Origin of the sequence: Nocardia rhizosphaerihabitans, from assembly GCF_014646295.1 — a bacterium.
Taxonomy (GTDB): domain Bacteria; phylum Actinomycetota; class Actinomycetes; order Mycobacteriales; family Mycobacteriaceae; genus Nocardia; species Nocardia rhizosphaerihabitans.
Genome location: NZ_BMNE01000001.1, coordinates 494,526 through 512,160 on the forward strand (window position 1 = coordinate 494,526; position 17,635 = coordinate 512,160).

19 protein-coding genes are annotated in these 17,635 nt (G+C 69.4%); 15 read left to right on the forward strand and 4 right to left on the reverse strand.

All coding sequences use genetic code 11. The annotated features are described in order from the left end of the window. Positions 1 to 29 precede the first annotated feature (29 nt). The 6 genes from IEY60_RS02165 to IEY60_RS02190 all read left to right on the forward strand — a co-directional run bounded on the left by IEY60_RS02165 (position 30) and on the right by IEY60_RS02190 (position 5,070). A complete protein-coding gene (locus IEY60_RS02165) occupies positions 30 to 1,724 on the forward strand; it encodes an AMP-binding protein (RefSeq protein ID WP_189023223.1) in 1,695 nt (564 codons plus the stop codon). Next, the gene (locus IEY60_RS02170) at positions 1,724 to 2,512 is read left to right on the forward strand and encodes a ferritin-like domain-containing protein (protein WP_189023225.1); all 789 of its coding nucleotides are present in this window, start codon (positions 1,724 to 1,726) and stop codon (positions 2,510 to 2,512) included. Before IEY60_RS02165 ends, IEY60_RS02170 begins: the two co-directional genes overlap by 1 nt. Further along, on the forward strand, positions 2,512 to 3,057 hold the full coding sequence (locus IEY60_RS02175) for a PaaI family thioesterase (RefSeq protein WP_189023227.1): 546 nt from the start codon (positions 2,512 to 2,514) through the stop codon (positions 3,055 to 3,057). Before IEY60_RS02170 ends, IEY60_RS02175 begins: the two co-directional genes overlap by 1 nt. Continuing rightward, a complete protein-coding gene (locus IEY60_RS02180; protein WP_189023229.1) occupies positions 3,054 to 3,317 on the forward strand; it encodes an acyl carrier protein in 264 nt (87 codons plus the stop codon). The genes IEY60_RS02175 and IEY60_RS02180 overlap by 4 nt, the downstream gene beginning before the upstream one ends. A 73-nt stretch (positions 3,318 to 3,390) precedes the next feature. Further along, positions 3,391 to 4,224 carry an SAM-dependent methyltransferase gene (locus tag IEY60_RS02185; RefSeq protein WP_189023231.1) on the forward strand — a complete coding sequence of 278 codons (834 nt, stop codon included), beginning with the start codon at positions 3,391 to 3,393 and terminating at the stop codon, positions 4,222 to 4,224. A 3-nt stretch (positions 4,225 to 4,227) separates the two neighbouring features. Continuing rightward, positions 4,228 to 5,070 carry an acyl-ACP desaturase gene (locus tag IEY60_RS02190; RefSeq protein ID WP_189023233.1) on the forward strand — a complete coding sequence of 281 codons (843 nt, stop codon included), beginning with the start codon at positions 4,228 to 4,230 and terminating at the stop codon, positions 5,068 to 5,070. A gap of 61 nt (positions 5,071 to 5,131) precedes the next feature. Here the strand turns inward: IEY60_RS02190 and IEY60_RS02195 are convergent, their stop codons facing one another. Continuing rightward, the gene (locus IEY60_RS02195; RefSeq protein ID WP_189023235.1) at positions 5,132 to 5,593 is read right to left on the reverse strand and encodes a PaaI family thioesterase; all 462 of its coding nucleotides are present in this window, start codon (positions 5,591 to 5,593) and stop codon (positions 5,132 to 5,134) included. A 153-nt stretch (positions 5,594 to 5,746) separates the two neighbouring features. On the opposite strand from IEY60_RS02195, the gene IEY60_RS02200 reads away from it, so the two are divergent. Then, the gene (locus tag IEY60_RS02200; protein ID WP_189023237.1) at positions 5,747 to 6,964 is read left to right on the forward strand and encodes a cytochrome P450 family protein; all 1,218 of its coding nucleotides are present in this window, start codon (positions 5,747 to 5,749) and stop codon (positions 6,962 to 6,964) included. A 14-nt stretch (positions 6,965 to 6,978) separates the two neighbouring features. Here the strand turns inward: IEY60_RS02200 and IEY60_RS02205 are convergent, their stop codons facing one another. The 3 genes from IEY60_RS02205 to IEY60_RS02215 all read right to left on the reverse strand — a co-directional run bounded on the left by IEY60_RS02205 (position 6,979) and on the right by IEY60_RS02215 (position 9,744). After that, the gene (locus IEY60_RS02205; protein WP_189023240.1) at positions 6,979 to 7,896 is read right to left on the reverse strand and encodes a DUF2797 domain-containing protein; all 918 of its coding nucleotides are present in this window, start codon (positions 7,894 to 7,896) and stop codon (positions 6,979 to 6,981) included. Positions 7,897 to 8,020: 124 nt separating this feature from the next. Beyond that, positions 8,021 to 8,722 carry a DUF8020 domain-containing protein gene (locus IEY60_RS02210; protein ID WP_189023242.1) on the reverse strand — a complete coding sequence of 234 codons (702 nt, stop codon included), beginning with the start codon at positions 8,720 to 8,722 and terminating at the stop codon, positions 8,021 to 8,023. A gap of 86 nt (positions 8,723 to 8,808) precedes the next feature. Further along, on the reverse strand, positions 8,809 to 9,744 hold the full coding sequence (locus tag IEY60_RS02215) for a PDR/VanB family oxidoreductase (protein WP_308426065.1): 936 nt from the start codon (positions 9,742 to 9,744) through the stop codon (positions 8,809 to 8,811). A gap of 145 nt (positions 9,745 to 9,889) precedes the next feature. Here IEY60_RS02215 and IEY60_RS02220 point away from each other — a divergent pair, with 145 nt between their 5' ends. The 8 genes from IEY60_RS02220 to IEY60_RS02255 are packed head-to-tail and all read left to right on the forward strand — an operon-like array spanning position 9,890 to position 17,605. Continuing rightward, on the forward strand, positions 9,890 to 11,050 hold the full coding sequence (locus IEY60_RS02220) for an acyl-CoA dehydrogenase family protein (RefSeq protein ID WP_189023244.1): 1,161 nt from the start codon (positions 9,890 to 9,892) through the stop codon (positions 11,048 to 11,050). 12 nt (positions 11,051 to 11,062) lie between these two features. After that, complete coding sequence (locus IEY60_RS02225; RefSeq protein ID WP_189023246.1) at positions 11,063 to 11,590, forward strand: YiiD C-terminal domain-containing protein; 528 nt, start codon at positions 11,063 to 11,065, stop codon at positions 11,588 to 11,590. Then, entirely contained in the window at positions 11,587 to 12,453 is an 867-nt protein-coding gene (locus IEY60_RS02230; protein WP_189023248.1) for an alpha/beta hydrolase family protein, read from the forward strand. The genes IEY60_RS02225 and IEY60_RS02230 overlap by 4 nt, the downstream gene beginning before the upstream one ends. A gap of 9 nt (positions 12,454 to 12,462) precedes the next feature. Next, positions 12,463 to 13,593 (forward strand): ABC transporter ATP-binding protein, encoded by a 1,131-nt coding sequence (locus IEY60_RS02235; RefSeq protein ID WP_189023250.1) that lies wholly within the window; start codon positions 12,463 to 12,465, stop codon positions 13,591 to 13,593. 33 nt (positions 13,594 to 13,626) lie between these two features. Further along, a complete protein-coding gene (locus IEY60_RS02240; protein ID WP_189023252.1) occupies positions 13,627 to 14,994 on the forward strand; it encodes an ABC transporter substrate-binding protein in 1,368 nt (455 codons plus the stop codon). Then, complete coding sequence (locus tag IEY60_RS02245; RefSeq protein ID WP_189023254.1) at positions 14,991 to 15,848, forward strand: metallophosphoesterase; 858 nt, start codon at positions 14,991 to 14,993, stop codon at positions 15,846 to 15,848. The genes IEY60_RS02240 and IEY60_RS02245 overlap by 4 nt, the downstream gene beginning before the upstream one ends. 1 nt (position 15,849) lies before the next feature. After that, positions 15,850 to 16,803, forward strand: coding sequence for a carbohydrate ABC transporter permease (locus IEY60_RS02250; RefSeq protein WP_189023256.1), 954 nt, complete (start codon positions 15,850 to 15,852; stop codon positions 16,801 to 16,803). Next, on the forward strand, positions 16,793 to 17,605 hold the full coding sequence (locus IEY60_RS02255) for a carbohydrate ABC transporter permease (RefSeq protein WP_189023258.1): 813 nt from the start codon (positions 16,793 to 16,795) through the stop codon (positions 17,603 to 17,605). The genes IEY60_RS02250 and IEY60_RS02255 overlap by 11 nt, the downstream gene beginning before the upstream one ends. Positions 17,606 to 17,635: the final 30 nt, after the last annotated feature.

The window sequence follows — 17,635 nt, forward strand, 5'->3', positions numbered from 1 at the left end:
TTTCATATGGCACTGTTGTCGTTTCGGTCATGAATTCCTCGCGTTCGAGCGACACGCTCACCACGCTGCTGGCCGGGGTCGCCGCCGCGCATCCGCAGGTGCCCGCGACATTCTGGTCGGTGTCGGAACGAGTCGGCTACGCCGAGCTGCAACGACGCTCCCACACCACGGCGACCGCACTGGTCCGGCGCGGTGTCGGACGCGGTGAGCCGGTCGGCATTCTGTGCCCGAACGCACCGGAATTCCTGGTCTCCCTCTTCGGCATCGCCGCGGCCGGCGCAGCGGCCACTCCCCTGCCACTGCCCGCCGGTGCGCGCGCGACCGCGGCCTACCCCGCCAAGCTCGCCGCGATCACCGCGGCCGCCGGGATGCGCACCGTCCTGGTGTCGCCGCGGTTCGCATCGATGATCCCGCTCATCGGTGACATCGGCGTGGAATTCGTCGACACCACCGATCTCGTCGCCGAGGTCACCGCGGACCCGGACACCCTGCCCGAGCACAGCGCCGACGATCTGGCGATCGTGCAGTTCACCTCCGGCAGCACCGCGCTGCCCAAGGGCGTGCGCCTGACCCACGCCAATGTGGTGAGCGGGCTGGCCGCGATCCGCACCGGCATCGACCTCGGACTCGACGACCAGGGCGGCTTCTGGCTACCGCTGTTCCACGACATGGGCCTGTTCGGGACGCTGTCGGCGGTGCTGCGCGGTATCCCCGCCCACGTCTGGTCGCCGCTGGCCTTCGTGAAAGACCCCGCCCGCTGGTTGAGCGAGTTCGCCTCTACCGAGACCACGATCACCGCCATGCCGAACTTCGGGTACGAGGCACTGCTCGGCGCCATCCCGCCGGAGCAGGTCCGTGACTACGACCTGAGTCACTGGCGGATCGCGTTCAACGGCGCCGAACCGATCTCGGAGTCGGCCGTCACCGCGTTCTGCGAACGGTTCGCGCCCGCCGGTTTCGCGCCCTCGACGATGTTCGGTGTCTACGGCATGGCCGAGGCGACGCTGGCCGTCGCCTTCCCGCCGCTGCTGCGTGAGCCGGTCTTCGAGTGGGTCGACCGCGCGCGACTGTCGGATTCCGCGGTGGCCGAGCCGGTGTCGCGCACCGCGGACGGCGCCAGGGCGGTCGCCTCGGTCGGCGCCGCGGTCGAGGGGATCGCGATCAGGATCGTCGACACCGAGACCGGTTCGGACCTGCCCGACGGCCGCGTCGGCGAGATCCTCATCCAGGGCGCCCCCGTCACCGACGGCTATCTCACCGGCGACCCCGACTCGGTCGCCGACCGGTTCACCGACGGCTGGCTGCGCACCGGCGACCTCGGCTATGTCCGCGACGGCGAACTGTTCGTCACCGGCCGCTGCAAGGACATGATCACCGTGCGCGGCGTGAACTACTACGCCCAGGACGTCGAGGCCGCGGTCCGCGATCTCGACGGAATCCACAAGGGCCGCTGCACCGCGGCCGTCGACCCCGACGGCGACGATGTGATCGCGCTGATCGCCGAGACCGAACGCACCGGCGCCGAGGCCGACGAGCTGGCCGCGGCCATCGGCGCCGCCGTCACCGCCCACCTCGGGCTCACGGCGGTGCAGGTGCATCTGGTCGCGCCACGCAGCATCCCCCGCACCAGCAGCGGCAAGCTCCAGCGGCTGGCCGCCCGCGACCTGATCGGTGCGGCGACGACGCCGCCCCGCTCGCCCCTGCGATCGAATGGGAGTGCCTAGTGCACAGCTTTGATGTCTTCCGCCACTACGAACGCCTGCACTGGAAACTGAGCGACCTCGACCTGGCCGCCGTCGACCCGGCGCTGGTCCGCCCGGAGTACATCACCCTCGCCAAGAGCGCGGCGATGGGCGAGTCCAATGTCATCGCGGCCGTGCACGGGTTCCTCGACGAGTTCGTCGACGACTACGACTTCTCCACCTTCGCAGTCGTGTGGGGCTATCAGGAAGTGCAGCACCACTACGCTTTCCGGTCCTGGCTGGGTGCCGTCGGGGAGGCCGTCGAGGATCGCGCGGTCGACGCGATGCGCGAGCCGTACGCGCCGGGCAGTACGCCTTCGGCGACGCTGGCCACCAACATCATCTCCGAGCTCACCGTCAACCACGTCTACCGCGCGGTGTCGAGCTGGGTCGGCGAACCGGTGCTCAAAGAGCTGCTGCTCAACGCCAGCCGCGACGAGGCCGGGCACGCGCGCGAGTTCATCCACTACACCACCGAACGGCTGAAGAAGCGCCCTGAAGAACTGCCGTCGGTGCTGGAGACGCTCTACGTCTACAGCTCCGAAGCCAAGATCAAGCACCCGGTGAGCACCTTCAAGGCCGGCATCGCCGAGCTGAGCGACCACGAGACCATCGACACCGGATTCGATCTGTTCCTCGAGCAGGTCGCCGCCGAGGGCGAGCTGGAGGTGCTGCACGACAAGGTGCGCCGCACCTTCGCAGGCATCACCGGTCTCGACCTGTCCAGCAATGCGAAGGTGCGCCGCGCCCTCGCCGACGCCATCGCCTGATGACTGCCGTCGAGCAGCCGGGCGCCGTGCAGGTGCCGTGGTCGGTGATTCCCGACTACCACTGCTTCGGCTGTTCCCCGCACAATGCCACCGGCCTGCGCCTGCGCTTCACCCCGCGCGCCGACGGTGCGCTGGTGGCCGCGTTCCGGCTCGGGCGCGCGTTCGAGTCCTATCCCGGTGTGGTGCACGGCGGCCTGATCGGCGTCGTATGCGACGAGGTGATGGGCAACCTGATCGTGCTGGCCCGCAATGTCCCCGCCTTCACCGTCTCCCAGCGCACCCGCTTCCTCACGCCGCTGCTGATCGATCGTGAATACCGCTGTGTGGCAACGCTGCCACCCGAACGCGGCGACGGCCCGATCCAGGCGCACGCCGAGATCCTCGATGCCGACGACGCGGTGTGCGCGTCGTCGACGGCGACGTATCAGCCGTTCGACCTGCACGCCGTCCGCGACCAGCTGACCCTCGACGACGACGAAGTCGCCCTCCTCGACCACGCCCTGTCCACGGCGAACACCCTCTCCCCGAACGGAGCCCGGCCATGACCACCACCTCTGCCGACACCATCCTGCGCACGGTCACCGAGATCGCGATCACCGAGACCGGCCTGACCGCCGCCGACCTGACCCCCGACGCCGACCTGCGCGCCATGGCGGGCGTGGACTCGGTGCGGGTGCTGCGGATGATCGCCCGCATCGAGCGCACCTTCGACATCGAACTCGAAGACGAGGATGTCTTCGGGATGTCGACCCTGGCCGAGGTGACGGCCGTCGTGGAGCGGTCCGTGCGTGAGGCGTCCGCATGACCGCGTCAGGGCACGGAGGCGGCAGCTTGCGTAACCACGGAGTGCCCCGCGGGCATGCGCAGGAGGAGACAGCATGACCGTCGTCGCGGATACCAACCAGCACTACGATCTCGATCCCGACATCTTCGGGCAGTTCCTCGACCCGCTGCGCAAGTACAGTTCGGCGCTCTACGAATCCGACAGCGACACACTGGAACTGGCGCAGCGCAACAAGCTGCGGTTCGTCGCCGAGCGGCTCGGGCTGCGCGGCGGCGAGCAGCTGCTCGATGTGGGCTGCGGCTGGGGTTCGCTGATCCTGTACATGGCCGGTGAGCTGGGCTGCCGAACGCTCGGCGTCAGCCCGGCGCCGCGCCAGCACGACTACATCGCCGAGCAGGCGGCCGCGCGCGGCGTTGCCGATCTGGTCAGCACCCGGGTCGGGCATTTCGAGCAGCTCGACCTGCCCGCCCGCGGCTTCGACGCCGTCACGCTGCTGGGGTCGATCGTGCACATGCCCGACCCCGACGACGTGTTCCGCCGTGCGCGCGCCGTGCTGCGCCGGGGCGGCACGCTGTACGTGTCGGAAAGTTGCTTCCGAAACAGGGCCACCCGCACCGCGTTCGACGATCGCGACGGCACCGGCTTCGTCCGCGAGGACATCTTCGGTTTCGGCGAGCTGCGTCCGCTCTCGGAACTGATCGCCGCCGCCGAGAACGCCGGCTTGTCGGTGATCTCGGTCGACGATCTGACCGAGCACTACCGGCGCACGATCGAGGACTGGATCGGCAATGTCGACGCCGCCGCCGAGCGCATCGACGCACACGGCCCGGGGCTGGCCGCCAAGCTGCGCCACTATCTCGAGATCGCCAACGCGGGCTGGGGCTACACGACCAAGCATTACGCGCTGGTCTGCCGGAATGCCAGGTAGGACATGATCACCACACCGGGACTGCTGCCCGTCGGTGACCTGGTCGCGGCCGTCGACGGCTTCCTGGCCGCCTCCCCCGCGACCCGCGCCTGGGACGTGGAGACCGCCTTCGACTGGGCCGCCGCCGACGCGGGCAGGCTCACCGAGGGGCAGCGCTCCGCCGTCCAGTTCGTCACCCTCATCGAGGACCATCTGCCCGGCTACTTCGACGTCTACCACCGGCATTTCCCCGTCGACGACAGCGTGGATCTGCCGACCTTCGAACACAATCGGGAGCTCTACCACTTCACGGTGCGCTGGGCGCTCGAGGAGGACACGCACGCCAGGGCACTGGCCCGCTACCAGGAGGCAGCCGGCATCGCCGACCGCGACACGCTGCGGTCGGAACTCGCGGTCGAGGGCCACAAACCGTTCGACCTGCCCTACGACCATCCCGTCCAGTTCTTCGCCTACGCCCTGGTGCAGGAGAAGGCGACGCAGATCTACTACCAGCAGTTGCGGGACGTGGTCGCCGATCCCGTGCTGGCGGCGGTGCTCACCCGGTTGTCGCGTGACGAAGCACGGCATTTCAGCTTCATGGCCGACGTGGTGACCCGGTACCTGCGCCACGACGGTGACGCGGTGGTGGCGCCGATCCGCGATGTCGTCGCCAATTTCCGGATGCCACTGTCGGATACGTTGCGCGGCTACTGGCGGTGGGCATTGCGGATCGCCGATGTCGCCGACTACGACCACACCGCCGCCTACGAACACCTGGTGAAGGTGATCGACCGCGCGGTCGACGCCCGCACCGAGCCGGTCGACGAGCTCGTGGCCTTCGTCGACAGCTGCCGCACCCTGGCCTGAGCCCACACGACAGCGGCCCCTTCTCCGGGAAGTCCACGGAGAGGGGGCCGGTGTCGTTGTGTCAGTTGCCCTGGGCCAGCACGAGAATCGTGGTGGTGCCGTGGGCGATCAGCTTGCCCGCGGCGTCGGTGATCCGCCCTTCGGCGGTGGCGGTGCGCCTGCCGACGTGCACGGCGGTGGCGTCGCAGGTGAGCCTGCTGCCGTCGAGGGTCACCGCGCGGATGAAGTTCACCTTCAGTTCGAGCGTCGTGTACGCGACACCGTCACCGAGTTCGGTGAACACCGCGCTGCCCATGGCGGTGTCCATGAGGGTGGCCAGCACGCCGCCGTGCACCGTGAACATCGCGTTGATGGTCGCCGGATTCGGGTCGAGATAATACCGTGTGCGCCCCTTCGACGCGCTGTCCAGCCGAATACCCAGCGAATCGCCGACGCCCAGTTTTTCCTGCAGCCCGCGCTCGAATACCGCGGTCAATTCGGCGACCCGCCGGTCGGCGGTCGCGTCGATTTCGGTACTTGTCATGGTTTTCCTCCCTGCGGACGATTCCTCCGGCATTCGATCAGCACAGGGTGAATTCCGTCTTGCCACAGGACATTCCATCTTGAGCTCCGATCGGCTGATCGGGATCACGCGACGTGGGTGTGTCGTTCACCGGGCGCGGGTACCGTCGGTCAGATGGCCGACACCACCGCTGCTGCCCGCGTCGAGTCCATCGGCGCCGACTTCTTCGACGATCCGCACGCCCACTACCGGCGCTGGCGCGCCGCGGGCCCGGTCCATCGGGTCCGTTTCCCCGACGACGTCGTCCGCTGGGTGGTCGTCGGCTACGCCGAAGCCAGGGTGGCACTGGCCGATCCTCGGCTGCGCAAGGACATGGCCACCGCCGCCGCGATCCTCGACGGCAAGCGCACCGCCCCGACCGATCCGAATGCGCTGGCGCTGCTCACCCACATGCTCAGCACCGATCCGCCGGGTCACACCCGCCTGCGCAAACTGGTGAACAAAGCGTTCACGACCCGTCAGGTCGCCGCCCTGCGCCCCCGGATCGAGCAGATCACCGCGGAGTTGCTCGACGCGATGGCAGGCGCCGACGAAGTCGACCTGATGGACGCCTTCGCCAATCCGCTTCCGGTGACGGTGATCTGCGAACTGCTCGGCGTCCCGTTCGACGATCGCGACGACTTCCAGACCTGGACCAGGGCCCTGGTCGGTGTCGTCGGCGAGGAAGAACACCGGCCCGCCGCCGCGGCCGCGATGGCCGAATACCTCTCGGAGCTGGTGCGCGCCAAGCAAACCCAGCCCGCCCACGATCTGCTCTCGGAGCTGGTGCTCGCCGACGACGACGGCGACCGGCTCACCGATCCCGAACTGGTGGCGATGGCGTTCCTGCTGCTGGTCGCCGGGCACGAGACCACGGTCAATCTCATCGGCAACGGCGTCAACGCGCTGCTGCGCCACCCCGATCAGTGGCAGGCCCTGTGCGCCGACCCCACCGGCATCCCCGCGGCGATCGAGGAGTTCCTGCGCTTCGACGGCCCCGTCGACATGGCCACCGTGCGCTACACCGACGAACCGGTCACCCTGGGCGGCACCGAGATTCCCGCCGGCGAACTCGTCTACGTCGCCCTGGCCGCCGCCAACCGCGACCCCGCCCGCTTCACCGACCCCGAGGCCCTCACCACCGACGGCCACCCCACCGGCCACCTGGCCTTCGGCCACGGCATCCACTTCTGCGTCGGCGCTCCCCTGGCCCGTCTCGAAGCCGAGATCGCCTTCACCGCCCTGCTCCGCCGCTTCCCCGGCCTGCGCCTGGCCGAATCCGCCACCACCGTCCGCTGGCAGACCAGCACCCTCATCCGCGGTCTGCTCGAACTCCCGGTCCGCGTGCGCTGAACCGTGTCACCGGCTCAGAAGAGGCTGGTCTGGGCGGGTCGTGGCGCCGCGGTGATCGCGGCGTCGAGTTCGATCCGGCGGCCGATGAGCCGGGTGTCGTTGACCAGCACCAGTTCACCGGCACCCGCTTCGTCCACGCAGGCGATGGTGTGCCCGTGCGCGGTGACCGCGTCGAGGACGTATTCGCCGGAGTCCTCGGTGAATTCGGTGGCGTCCGGGAAGCGGCCACGCGCGAGGATCGTGGCGTAGAAGTCGCGGCCACCGGACCACACGGTGTCGGTGCGGGTGATGTCGGCGGGCAGCGCGCCCGCGGCGTGCTCGGCCGCGTCGGCGACGGCGGCCTCGAGGGCCGACCACGGCCGCAGCGGTTTGGTCAGGATGCGGGTCTTCGTGACACCGGCGACCGCCTGCCGCAGCCCGGCCCGCTCCGACACCACCCGCTCGAGCTCGCGCACATGCAACCCGTCCGGCGAATCGGTGATGAATCGCGCCACCAGCGCGCCCTGTTCGAAGAGCCGGCGCTGCCGCCGCGACGCCGAGGCCGTCCCGACCTTCGCCATCCCGTCACCGAAATACGCGACATACAGGTGATGCGGCTGCGCCACATAGTCACGGACCTGCTCGGGCAACGCCGTGAGCGGACCCCGATGACTGTGCACCGCCGACCACCCCTCCGTGATCCGGCACTGCGCACACTGCTTGCCGCTGTCGACCCGCGCCCGCCGCGGACACGCCTGCCGCCCCCGCCGCCCGCCACCGAACCCGTGATACCCGAGACAGAACCGACCCGGCTCGCTGACCCGGAACGCCAGCCGGGTACCGATGCCGGGCAGGGACTCGGTACTGCCGTCCGCCCGAATCAGCTCGTAGCACCACCGCCCCTGCTCATCCCAGCGTGTCCCGCAATACAGGGCGGTGGAGGTCGCGCTCATCCGTCGAACCTACTGAACGCGCACCGGCGCCCACCGCCCGGACGACGGAAAGACCCCGCCCGATCGGATGATCGGACGGGGTCGGGTGTCCCCCGGCGCTCTAAACCGGGTCTTCGCCCACCTTCTACTTGGCCGGTGCGTTGAACGGCTGGTTGATGGTGGTGAAGTACTGGATGGCCGCGCCGATCGCGAACGGGGCGGTCACGAAGATCTGACCGGCGATGGCGCCGACCGGACCGACGAGCAGCGCGCCTGCGATGCAGCCGACGGCGGCGGCGGGCAGGAAGGGGCCGAGCAGACCGACGATGGTGCCCAGGGCGACCGTGCCGGCGAGGACGCCGCCGAGGACGCAACCGACGGCGGCGCCACCGAGGCCACCGACCAGGGTGCCGATGCTGGCGCCCATGGAGATGGTGCTGGTCAGACGGCTCCAGGCCGCGACCTCACGGTCGTACTCGCTCTTCCAGGGCGCCTTGTCCTCGTAGGGCAGGGCGACCGGCTTGTAGACGGCCTTCGACACGTCGAGCTGCGGAGTCAGGGTCGCGGTGGTGCCCGCGATCTCGGCCGCGATCGGCAGTTCGAAGTCGTCCAGACGGAAGGTCAGCGGGGTGGCCGCGATCGTGGTGCCGTTGGGGGCCTTCAGCTTGAAAGCGCCCTCTTCCACGACCATCGAGCCCGCATCGGTGGTGATGACGGACTTGCCGGCCACTTCCTGCGCGGTGAAGTTCACCGGCGCATCGGCGTCCGCGGAAGCCGAACCGGTGGCGCCGGCGGTGATGCCGATCGCGACGGCGAGCATGGCCGCAGCCGCAGCAGATTTCCTCATCGTGTATTTCTTCCTCTCACATTCCCGGACGGGAATCGGCGCGTCCGATACGCGCACGTTCTTGGGACGCCGATTCCGCGACGCGCTCACAGGTCGAGAACCAGCACGCCGGAGCGGGCACGCGAGACGCAGAGCATCATCGTCGCGCCGCTGTCGCGCTCCTCTGCGGTGAGCAGCGAATCGCGGTGCTCCACCTCGCCGTCGAGCACCGGGGTCTCGCAACTGCCGCAGGTGCCCTCGCGACACGAGGTGATCACCGAGATGCCCGCGGATTCGAGGACGTCGACGATGGAGCGGTCGGCGGCGACCCGCAGGGTGCGCCCGGTCTGCGCCAGCCGGACCTCGAAGGCCTCGTCGGTTCCGGTGCGCTCGACCGGCCGCGGCACGAAACGTTCCGTGCGCACGGTGACGCCCTGCCGTGCGCCCTCGGCTTCGACGGCGGCCAGCAGCGGTTCCGGTCCGCAGCAGTACACGGTCGCCGCCGGCCGTGCGGCCAGGATCTCCGCCACCGGTAGCAGCCCCGACTCGTTCTGCGGCACCAGCCGCACCTGCGGGTAACGCTCGGTGAGCGCGTCGGCGAAGGCCATGTGCGCCGTGGTGCGCGCACCGTAGTGCAGCGTCCAGTGCGCGCCCGCCTGCTCGGCGGCGGCGATCATCGGCAGGATCGGGGTGATCCCGATCCCGCCCGCCACGAACGTGTACTCCGCGGCATCGGCCAGCTCGAAGTTGTTGCGGGGCACCGAGACCGACAGCGTGGTGCCGGGCAGGGCGGTCCGGAACAGATGCGCCGACCCACCACGACCCGCGGGTTCATGCAGAACGGCGATCCGCCACCGGTCCCGCTCGGCGGGATCGCCGCACAGCGAGTACTGGCGGACCCCGGCGGAGCCTGCCGCGACATCGATGTGCGCACCCGGCGTCCACGCGGGCAGATCGCCACCGTCGACCGCGGCGAGCACCAGGGCGAATACCGCATCGGCTTCGTCGGTGCGCTCGATCACCCGCACCCTCACGTCGGTCATGCCCATCCCCTCGGCGGAATCATTGTCGAGATCACCGTGCTGCACGCCCGGCGAGTGCGCCGCCGGGGCGTGGCGAGTCGATTGGACCGATCGACATTCACTATCGCCCCGGCTCCCGACGCGCGCCCCGCCCGAGACTGGCGACATGACTCCAGTGGCGGAACTGGTCGACAAGACCAGGCAGTTCGTGCAAGACCACGTCATCCCGGTGGAACGCGAGGTCGTGGTCGGTGGCCGGGTCACCGACGACGCCCTGCGCCTCGACCTGCAGAAGAAGGCCAAGGAGGCCGGCGTCTTCGGCCCGCTCTCGGATCCCGTATACGGCGGCCTCGGCCTCGACACCAGGGCACAGGCCGAGGTCCTCGAAGCGGCGGGCGCGAGTCTGCTCGGGCCGCTCGCGGTCAACGCCTGGGCGCCCGACGACGGCAATATCCACCTGCTGGCCGCGGTCGCGAATCCCGAGCAGAAGCAGCGGTATCTGGCCCCGCTGGCCTCCGGTGAGGTCCGCTCGGCCATCGCCATGACCGAACCGGCCCCCGGCGCGGGCTCGGATCCGCGGATGCTGGCCACCGTCGCCGAGGAGACCGACACCGGCTGGGTCATCAACGGCCGCAAGCACTTCACCACCGGCGCCCAAGGCGCGGCGTTCACGATCTGTGTCGCGTCCACCACCGACGGTCCGACCATGTTCCTGGTCGACCAGGACAATCCCGGCCTGAAGGTGGGCCGCCGGATGCCGACGCTGGACCACACCAGCGCACCCGGCGGGCACTGCGAGGTCGAGTTCACCGACTGCGAGGTCCCCGAGTCGGCGATCCTGGGCGCTGTCGGCCGCGGCCTGGACCTGGCGCAGGTGCGGCTGGCGCCTTCACGGCTGGTGTTCTGCATGAACTGGCTCGGCCTGGCCGTGCGCGCCCAGCAGCTCACCGCCGACCACATCACCGGCCGCTACTCCTTCGGCGTGCCGATCTCCGAACATGGTCTGGCCCAGGGCCTGATCGCCGACAACGAGATCGACATCGCCGCCGCCCGCAGCCTGATCCGGTCCACCGCCGCCACCATCGACGAGCACGGCGCCGCCTCCTCGCAGGCCCGCCACGAAGCCTCGATCACCAAGACCTTCGTCTCCGAGGCGGTCTGGCGCGTCCTGGACCGCTCGGTGCAGCTGCACGGCGGACTCGGCGTCTGCGAGGACTACCTGGTGGCCCGATTCCTGGTGGAAGCCAGGGCTTTCCGCATCTACGAGGGCCCGTCGGAGGTGCTGCGCTGGTCGATCGCGCGGCGTGTCCTGCGCGGACCGCGCTGAGAGGACACGAGGATGACCACGCGCAGTATCGCCGGTTTCGGCGCCGCCTACCCCGCCCTGGATCCCGACGCCGTCGACTTCGAGTACCTGCGCGACGCCTCGCAGGCCCTCGTCCCCTTCGGCGCCCACGTCGGCACCAGGATCACCGAGATCTCCCCGGCCCGTTCGGTGGTCGAGATCCCCGCCGAGCCGGTGATGTGCAACCACATGGGCACCGTGCACGCGGGTGCGTTGTTCACCGCCGCCGACATCGCGGGCGCCGCGGCCTTCGTCGGCGCCGCCGCGCACCGCCTGCACACGATCGACCGGCTGGTGCTGCGCGGGGGCACCGCCGCCTACCGCAAGCCTGCCCGCGGCCGCATCCGCGCCGTCGCGACCGTCGACGCCGAGCAGCTGGCCGCGGTCCTGGCCGCCACCGAGACCACGCGCTTCGCACTGTCCGGTCGCGCCGAGCTGCTCGACGACAACGACGTGCGCACCGCCGAATTCACCTTCGACTACGTGTGCGATGTGCGCATCGCCGGAACGGACGAACGATGACCACGACCACGCCCGACACCACGACGGTCGAGACCGCCGACGGCGTGCGTTTCACCGTGCGCTGGCTGGCCGCCGACGACCCCACCGCCCCGGTGGTGCTGATCCTGCCCGCCATGGCGATGAAAGCCCGCAACTACCAGTCGCTGGCCAAGGCGCTGCACGCCACCGGCCTCTCGGTGGCGACCTGCGACCTGCGCGCGCACGGCGAGGCCGAGCCCGCCCTGGGTGAGCACACCGACTTCGGCTACCGCGAGATGCTCGAAATCGACCTGCCCGCCATCGTTTCCGCGGTCGAGCAGCGGTTCCCGCAGGCGCCGCTGCACCTGTTCGGGCACAGCCTGGGCGGTCAGCTCGCGCTGCTGTTCGCCGCCGCCGAGCCCGAGCGGGTCGACGGGATCACCGTGATCGGCACCGGCACCGTGTTCTGGTGGGCGTTCGGTCCGCGCCGCTGGTTCGAGGCGCTGAGCCAGATCCAGTGGATCGGCCTGGTCTCGCGGGTCAAGGGCCACTGGCCCGGTGGCGTGCTGATCCCGGCGCCGATGCCGGGCGGGGTGATGGTCGACTGGTCGATCCACTCGCTCACCAGCTACTACCGCCCCAGCGGCACCAAGCGCCGCTACAACACGCTGCTGGCGAACATGACCCTGCCGGTGCTGGCGATCTCGCTGTCCCAGGACGTGCTCGGCCCCAAGTCCAATGTCGACTTCCTGGTCTCGCGGATGCCCTCCGCCGCGGTGACCCAGTGGCACATCGACGAGAACTCCGCGGTCGAGCACCTGGATCACTTCACCTGGCTCAAGGACTCGCCCGCGATCGCCGCGGGTGTGTCGCAGTGGATCACGGCCGGCACCGCGCCGTCCTGAAGGAGAGACGTGGCACGACTGCAGATCGAAGCGGTGTCGAAGAAGTTCGACACCGACTACGCCGTGCGCGAGGTCAGCCTCGACATCGCCGACGGCGAATTCATGGTGCTGCTCGGCCCCAGCGGCTGTGGCAAATCCACCCTGTTGCGGATGATCGCCGGGCTGGAGGAGCCGAGCGAAGGCCGGATCCTGGTGGGCGGCACCGATGTCACCGACGCGGCGCCGCAGCGCCGTGACCTGGCGATGGTGTTCCAGAGTTACGCGCTGTACCCGCATCTCTCGGTGGCCAGGAACATCGGCTTCCCGCTGCGGGCCCGGCGCAGACCGCGCGCCGAGATCGCCCAGCGGGTCGCCGAAGTGTCGGCCACGCTGGAGTTGTCGGCCCTGCTCGACCGCAAGCCCGTCGCGCTCTCGGGCGGACAGCGGCAGCGAGTCGCGTTGGCGCGCGCGATGGTTCGCGATCCCGGCGCGTTCCTGATGGACGAACCGCTGTCGAATCTGGACGCCAAGCTGCGCAGCGCGACCCGCGCGGAGTTGATCTCCCTGCACCGGCGCCTTGGCGCGACGTTCCTGTACGTCACCCATGATCAGGTCGAGGCGATGACGATGGCCTCGCGCATCGCCCTGCTCAACGAGGGCAGAGTCGAGCAGTGCGGCACCCCCGCCGAGCTCTACGACCAGCCGCGCTCCACCTTCGTCGCCGGGTTCCTCGGTTCGCCGCCGATGAACCTGTTCCCCGCGGTCGTGCAGTCCCGCGACGGCGGACTGCGAGTGACGGCCGACGGCGTCGACGCCGCGCTCGACATCACCGACGAGCTCGGCGACGCGGCCGCGGTGATCGGGGGTATCCGCCCCGAACGCCTGCGCATCGACGCCGGGGCGAGCGATGTCACCGGCACGGTGCGGATGGTCGAGAACCTCGGCAGCGAGGAGCTGGTGCACCTCGACGCGGGCACGACCAGCCTGTGCGTGCGCGCACCGCGCCCGGCCGGGGTCCGCGTCGGCCAGGACATCGCCCTGCGCGTCGATCCCGCCGACATCCATCTGTTCGACCCCGATACCGGCCTCCGGCTGACCTGGCAAGCGCCGCAATCGGATTCGACCCCGAGCAAGGACGCGGCGGCAGTGCCCGTCCCCTGATTTCCGCACGACCCGTTGATGAGGAGAACTACCATGAAACGCACCCTGCCCGTCCTGGGCGTGGTGTTCACCACCGCCGTCGCCCTGAGCGGCTGCGGTCTGGGCGGCACCGTGTCCACGGACACCACGACGACCGCGCAGATCCCCGAGCTGAAGCCCGACCAGCAGGTCTCGATCACCTTCGAGTCCTACAACTACGGTCTCGCCGGTGCCTGGACCGACACGTTCAACGCGCTGATCGCCGACTTCGGCAAGAAGTACCCCAACATCAAGGTCACCGCGCAGAAGCCGCAGGGCAACAGCCCGAACCCGGCCACCGACACGATCTCCAGCATCCAGAATCAGATGGTCGCGGGCACCCCGCCCGACGTCGCCCAGCTCGGCTTCTCCGACCTGGACTTCACCGTGCACCAGCTGCAGGCCAAGCCGCTCGATACCCTGGTCGGCAAGCAGGAGGTGGCGAAGAACTTCGACGGCCGCCACGCCTACGCCCCCCGCGCCCGCGTCCTCGACGACTGGAACGGCCACACCTACGGCGTGCCGTTCGTGTTCTCCACCCCCGTGCTGTACCTGAACGCGTCGCTGTTCACCGAGGCCGGTCTCGACCCGGCCAAGCCGCCCGCCACCTGGGCCGACGTCGCCACCGCGGCCAAGCAGATCGCCGACCGCACCGGCAAGGGCGGTGTCTACATCGACTGCCTCACCAAGACCGCCAAGGACTGGTGCTTCCAGTCGCTGGTGCGGTCCAACGGCGGCCGGGTCATCTCCGAGGACCGCCGCACCCTCACCTACGCCGACGCCCCCGTCGTCGAGGTGACCCAGATGGCGCAGAACCTGGTGAACACCGGCGGCATGCCCAAGCTGAACCAGAAGCAGGGCTACGAGGCGTTCGCGCGCGGCGAGATCGGCATGATCCTCGAGACCAGCGCCATCCAGGGCACCTTCGTCACCGGCGCCAAGGACAAGTGGGACCTGCGGTCGGCGCCGATGCCGTCGTTCGGCAGCAAGCCGACCGTGCCGACGAATTCCGGTGCCGGCCTGCACATCCTGTCCAACGACCCGGCCAAGCAGCGCGCCTCGTGGGAACTGATCAAGTTCCTCACCAGCGAGGAATCCTACATCAAGATCTCGCAGAACATCGGCTACCTGCCGCTGCGCACCGGTCTGCTCGACCAGGCCGACGGTCTGAAAGACTGGGCCGCGAAGAACCCGCTGCTGAAGCCGAACGTCGCCCAGCTGGCGAACATGGAGCCGTGGGTGTCCATGCCGGGCAACAACTATCTGCAGATGCGTGACGGCATGATGGACGCGGTCGAGGCGATCGTGTTCCAGGGCAAGGATCCTCAGTCCACGTTGACCGCTGCGCAGGCAGAGGGCACCAAACTCCTGCCGGTCGCATGAGCGATCTGACCATCGTCCAGCTCACCGATACCCACCTGCGCCCGGCCGGTGAGCTCGTCCACGGTGTCGTCGACACCGACGCGAACCTCGCGCGGGTGCTCACCCACCTGCGCGAGGCCGGGCAGCACGTCGACGCCCTGGTGCTCTCGGGTGACCTGTCCGACAACGGGTCACCCGAGGCGTACCGGCGGCTGCGCGCGGCCGTCGAACCGGTCGCGGCCGAGCTCGGCGCCGAGATCGTCTACGTCATGGGCAATCACGACGAGCGTGCCGCCTTCGGGGAGGAGCTGCTGGATCTGGCTCCCGGTTCGGTGGACACCACGCTGCCGCACGACCGCAGCGTCGAGATCGCCGGCCTGCGCATCATCGTGCTCGACAGCACCACGCCGCAGCGGCACGAGGGCAGGCTCGAACTCGAACAGCTGGCCTGGCTGACCGATCAGCTCCGCACGCCGGCCCCACGGGGCACCGTGCTGGTGCTGCATCATCCGCCGCTGCCCTCGCCGATCGCCACCGCCGACTTCCTCAAGCTCACCGACGCCGATCGGCTGGTGGAGGTGCTCGACGGCTCGGATGTCCGGATGATCCTGTGCGGGCACAACCACCTGACGGCCGCCGCGGCGGTCGCCGGTATCCCGGTGTGGATCGGGCCGGCGCTGTCGTACCGCATCGATCCGATGGCGCCGGCGGGCAGGCACCGCGGGCTCACCGGATTCGGGTACAGCCGCATCGATCTCGTCGGATCGACGGTGCTGGCCACCGCGATCGAGGCGACCCCGGCGACCCCGGTCTACGACCGGCCCGAAACCGAGGTGCTCGACCAGCTCGCGGCGATCGCCGCACGGACGCGGTGACATGTTCGTCATCGACGACAGGCAGGACCCGGCGCAGGCGGCGGTCATCGCCCCTGCGCCGGGTCCGCGCCGGTTCACCCGGCGCAAGACGGCCCGGCTCATCGCGCCCTATCTGTATCTCGCGCCTGCCCTGATCCTGCTGGTGGTGTGGACCTACCAGCCGCTGGTGCAGGCCGTGCAGTTGTCCACGTATTCGTGGAACCTGCTGCCGACCGCACCCATGACGCCGGTCGGCACGGCCAATTACTCTCGGCTGCTGGATCTTCCGGCGTTCTGGGGATCGCTGGGCCGGACCGCCACCCTGATTCTCGGGCTGCTGCCGTTCACGGTGCTGCTGCCGGTGCTGATCGCGCTGGCAAGCAGGCGGGTGCACGGCCGGGCCCGCACGTTCTACCAGGCGCTGGTGTTCGCGCCGTTCCTCGTCGCGCCCGTCGCGGCGGCGGCGGTGTGGCGGTGGCTGCTGCATCCGGGTTCCGGATTCGTCGACCAGCTCGTCGGCACCGGCCACAACTGGGTCTACGACTCCTCGACCGCGCAGGCCGTGATCATCGTGATCACCGGCTGGCAGCTGCTCGGCTTCGCGGTGCTGGTGGTGTGGGCCGGTCTGGCCGGCATCAGCGGCGACTACAGCGAGGCCGCGCAGGTCGACGGGGCGACACCGGGCCAGATCCGGCGCTGGATCACCCTGCCGCTGCTGTCGCCGACGCTGCTGTTCCTGGTGCTCACCACCGTCCTGCTCAGTCCCACCCTGTCGTTCCCGCTGATCGACTCGATGACCCAGGGCGGACCGTCGCAGGCCACGACCAACATCTACTACCTGCTCTGGGACTACGCGTTCCACAGCTTCGATGCCGGCCTGAGCGCCGCGGCGGGTGTGCTGTTGTTCGTCGGGTTCGGCGCGCTGGCCGCCGTGCTGGTCTGGATCTCGGAAAAGGTTGCCGTTCATGATGATTGACCGTCTCCGCCTGGCGGGCAGCCATCTGCTGCTCGCCGGGGTGGCGCTGGTGTGCGTGTTCCCCATCTACTGGCTGTTCGCGACGGCACTGCGGCGGCCCGAGGACGTCACCTCGCTCGCGCCGCTGCCGTGGCCGCTGTCGATCGACAACTACCTCGACGCGGCGCAGAAGGTCGACGTCGCCGGCCTGATCGCCAACACGTTCGTCGTGGCGATCCTGTCCGCGGCAGGCCAGCTGCTGATCGCGCTGCTGGCGTCCTACGCGTTCGCGATGTACACCTTCCCGCTGCAGCGGCTGATGTATCTGGCGTTCGTCGGCGTCTGGCTGGTGCCGTTCCAGGTCACGATGCTGCCCAACTACATCCTGCTCAACCGGATGGGCCTGATCAACACACTCATCGGCTGTGTCCTGCCGACATTGTGCTCGGCACTGGGGGTGCTGCTGCTTCGCCAGCACATGAACGCCTTCCCGAAGGAGCTCATCGCCGCCGCCAAGATCGACGGGCGCTCCTCCTGGGCCATCCTGTGGACGGTCGTGGTACCCAACCTGCGCCCCGCCCTCGCCGCCCTCGGCATCCTGCTGTTCATCAACGCCTGGAACGAATACTTCTGGCCCGCAGTGGTTCTGCGCCAATCCAACGACGTCCTGCAGCTCGGCCTGCGCAGCTTCATGGGCACCGAGGGCGACCAGTGGGGCCCGATGATGGCACTGGCCAGCCTGGCCTGCCTGCCGGTCCTGCTGCTCTACCTGGTGTTGCAGCGTCATATCGTCAACGCCTTCGTGCGTTCGGGACTCAAGTGAACTGCCCACCGCCGCAACAGCAATGGGGCC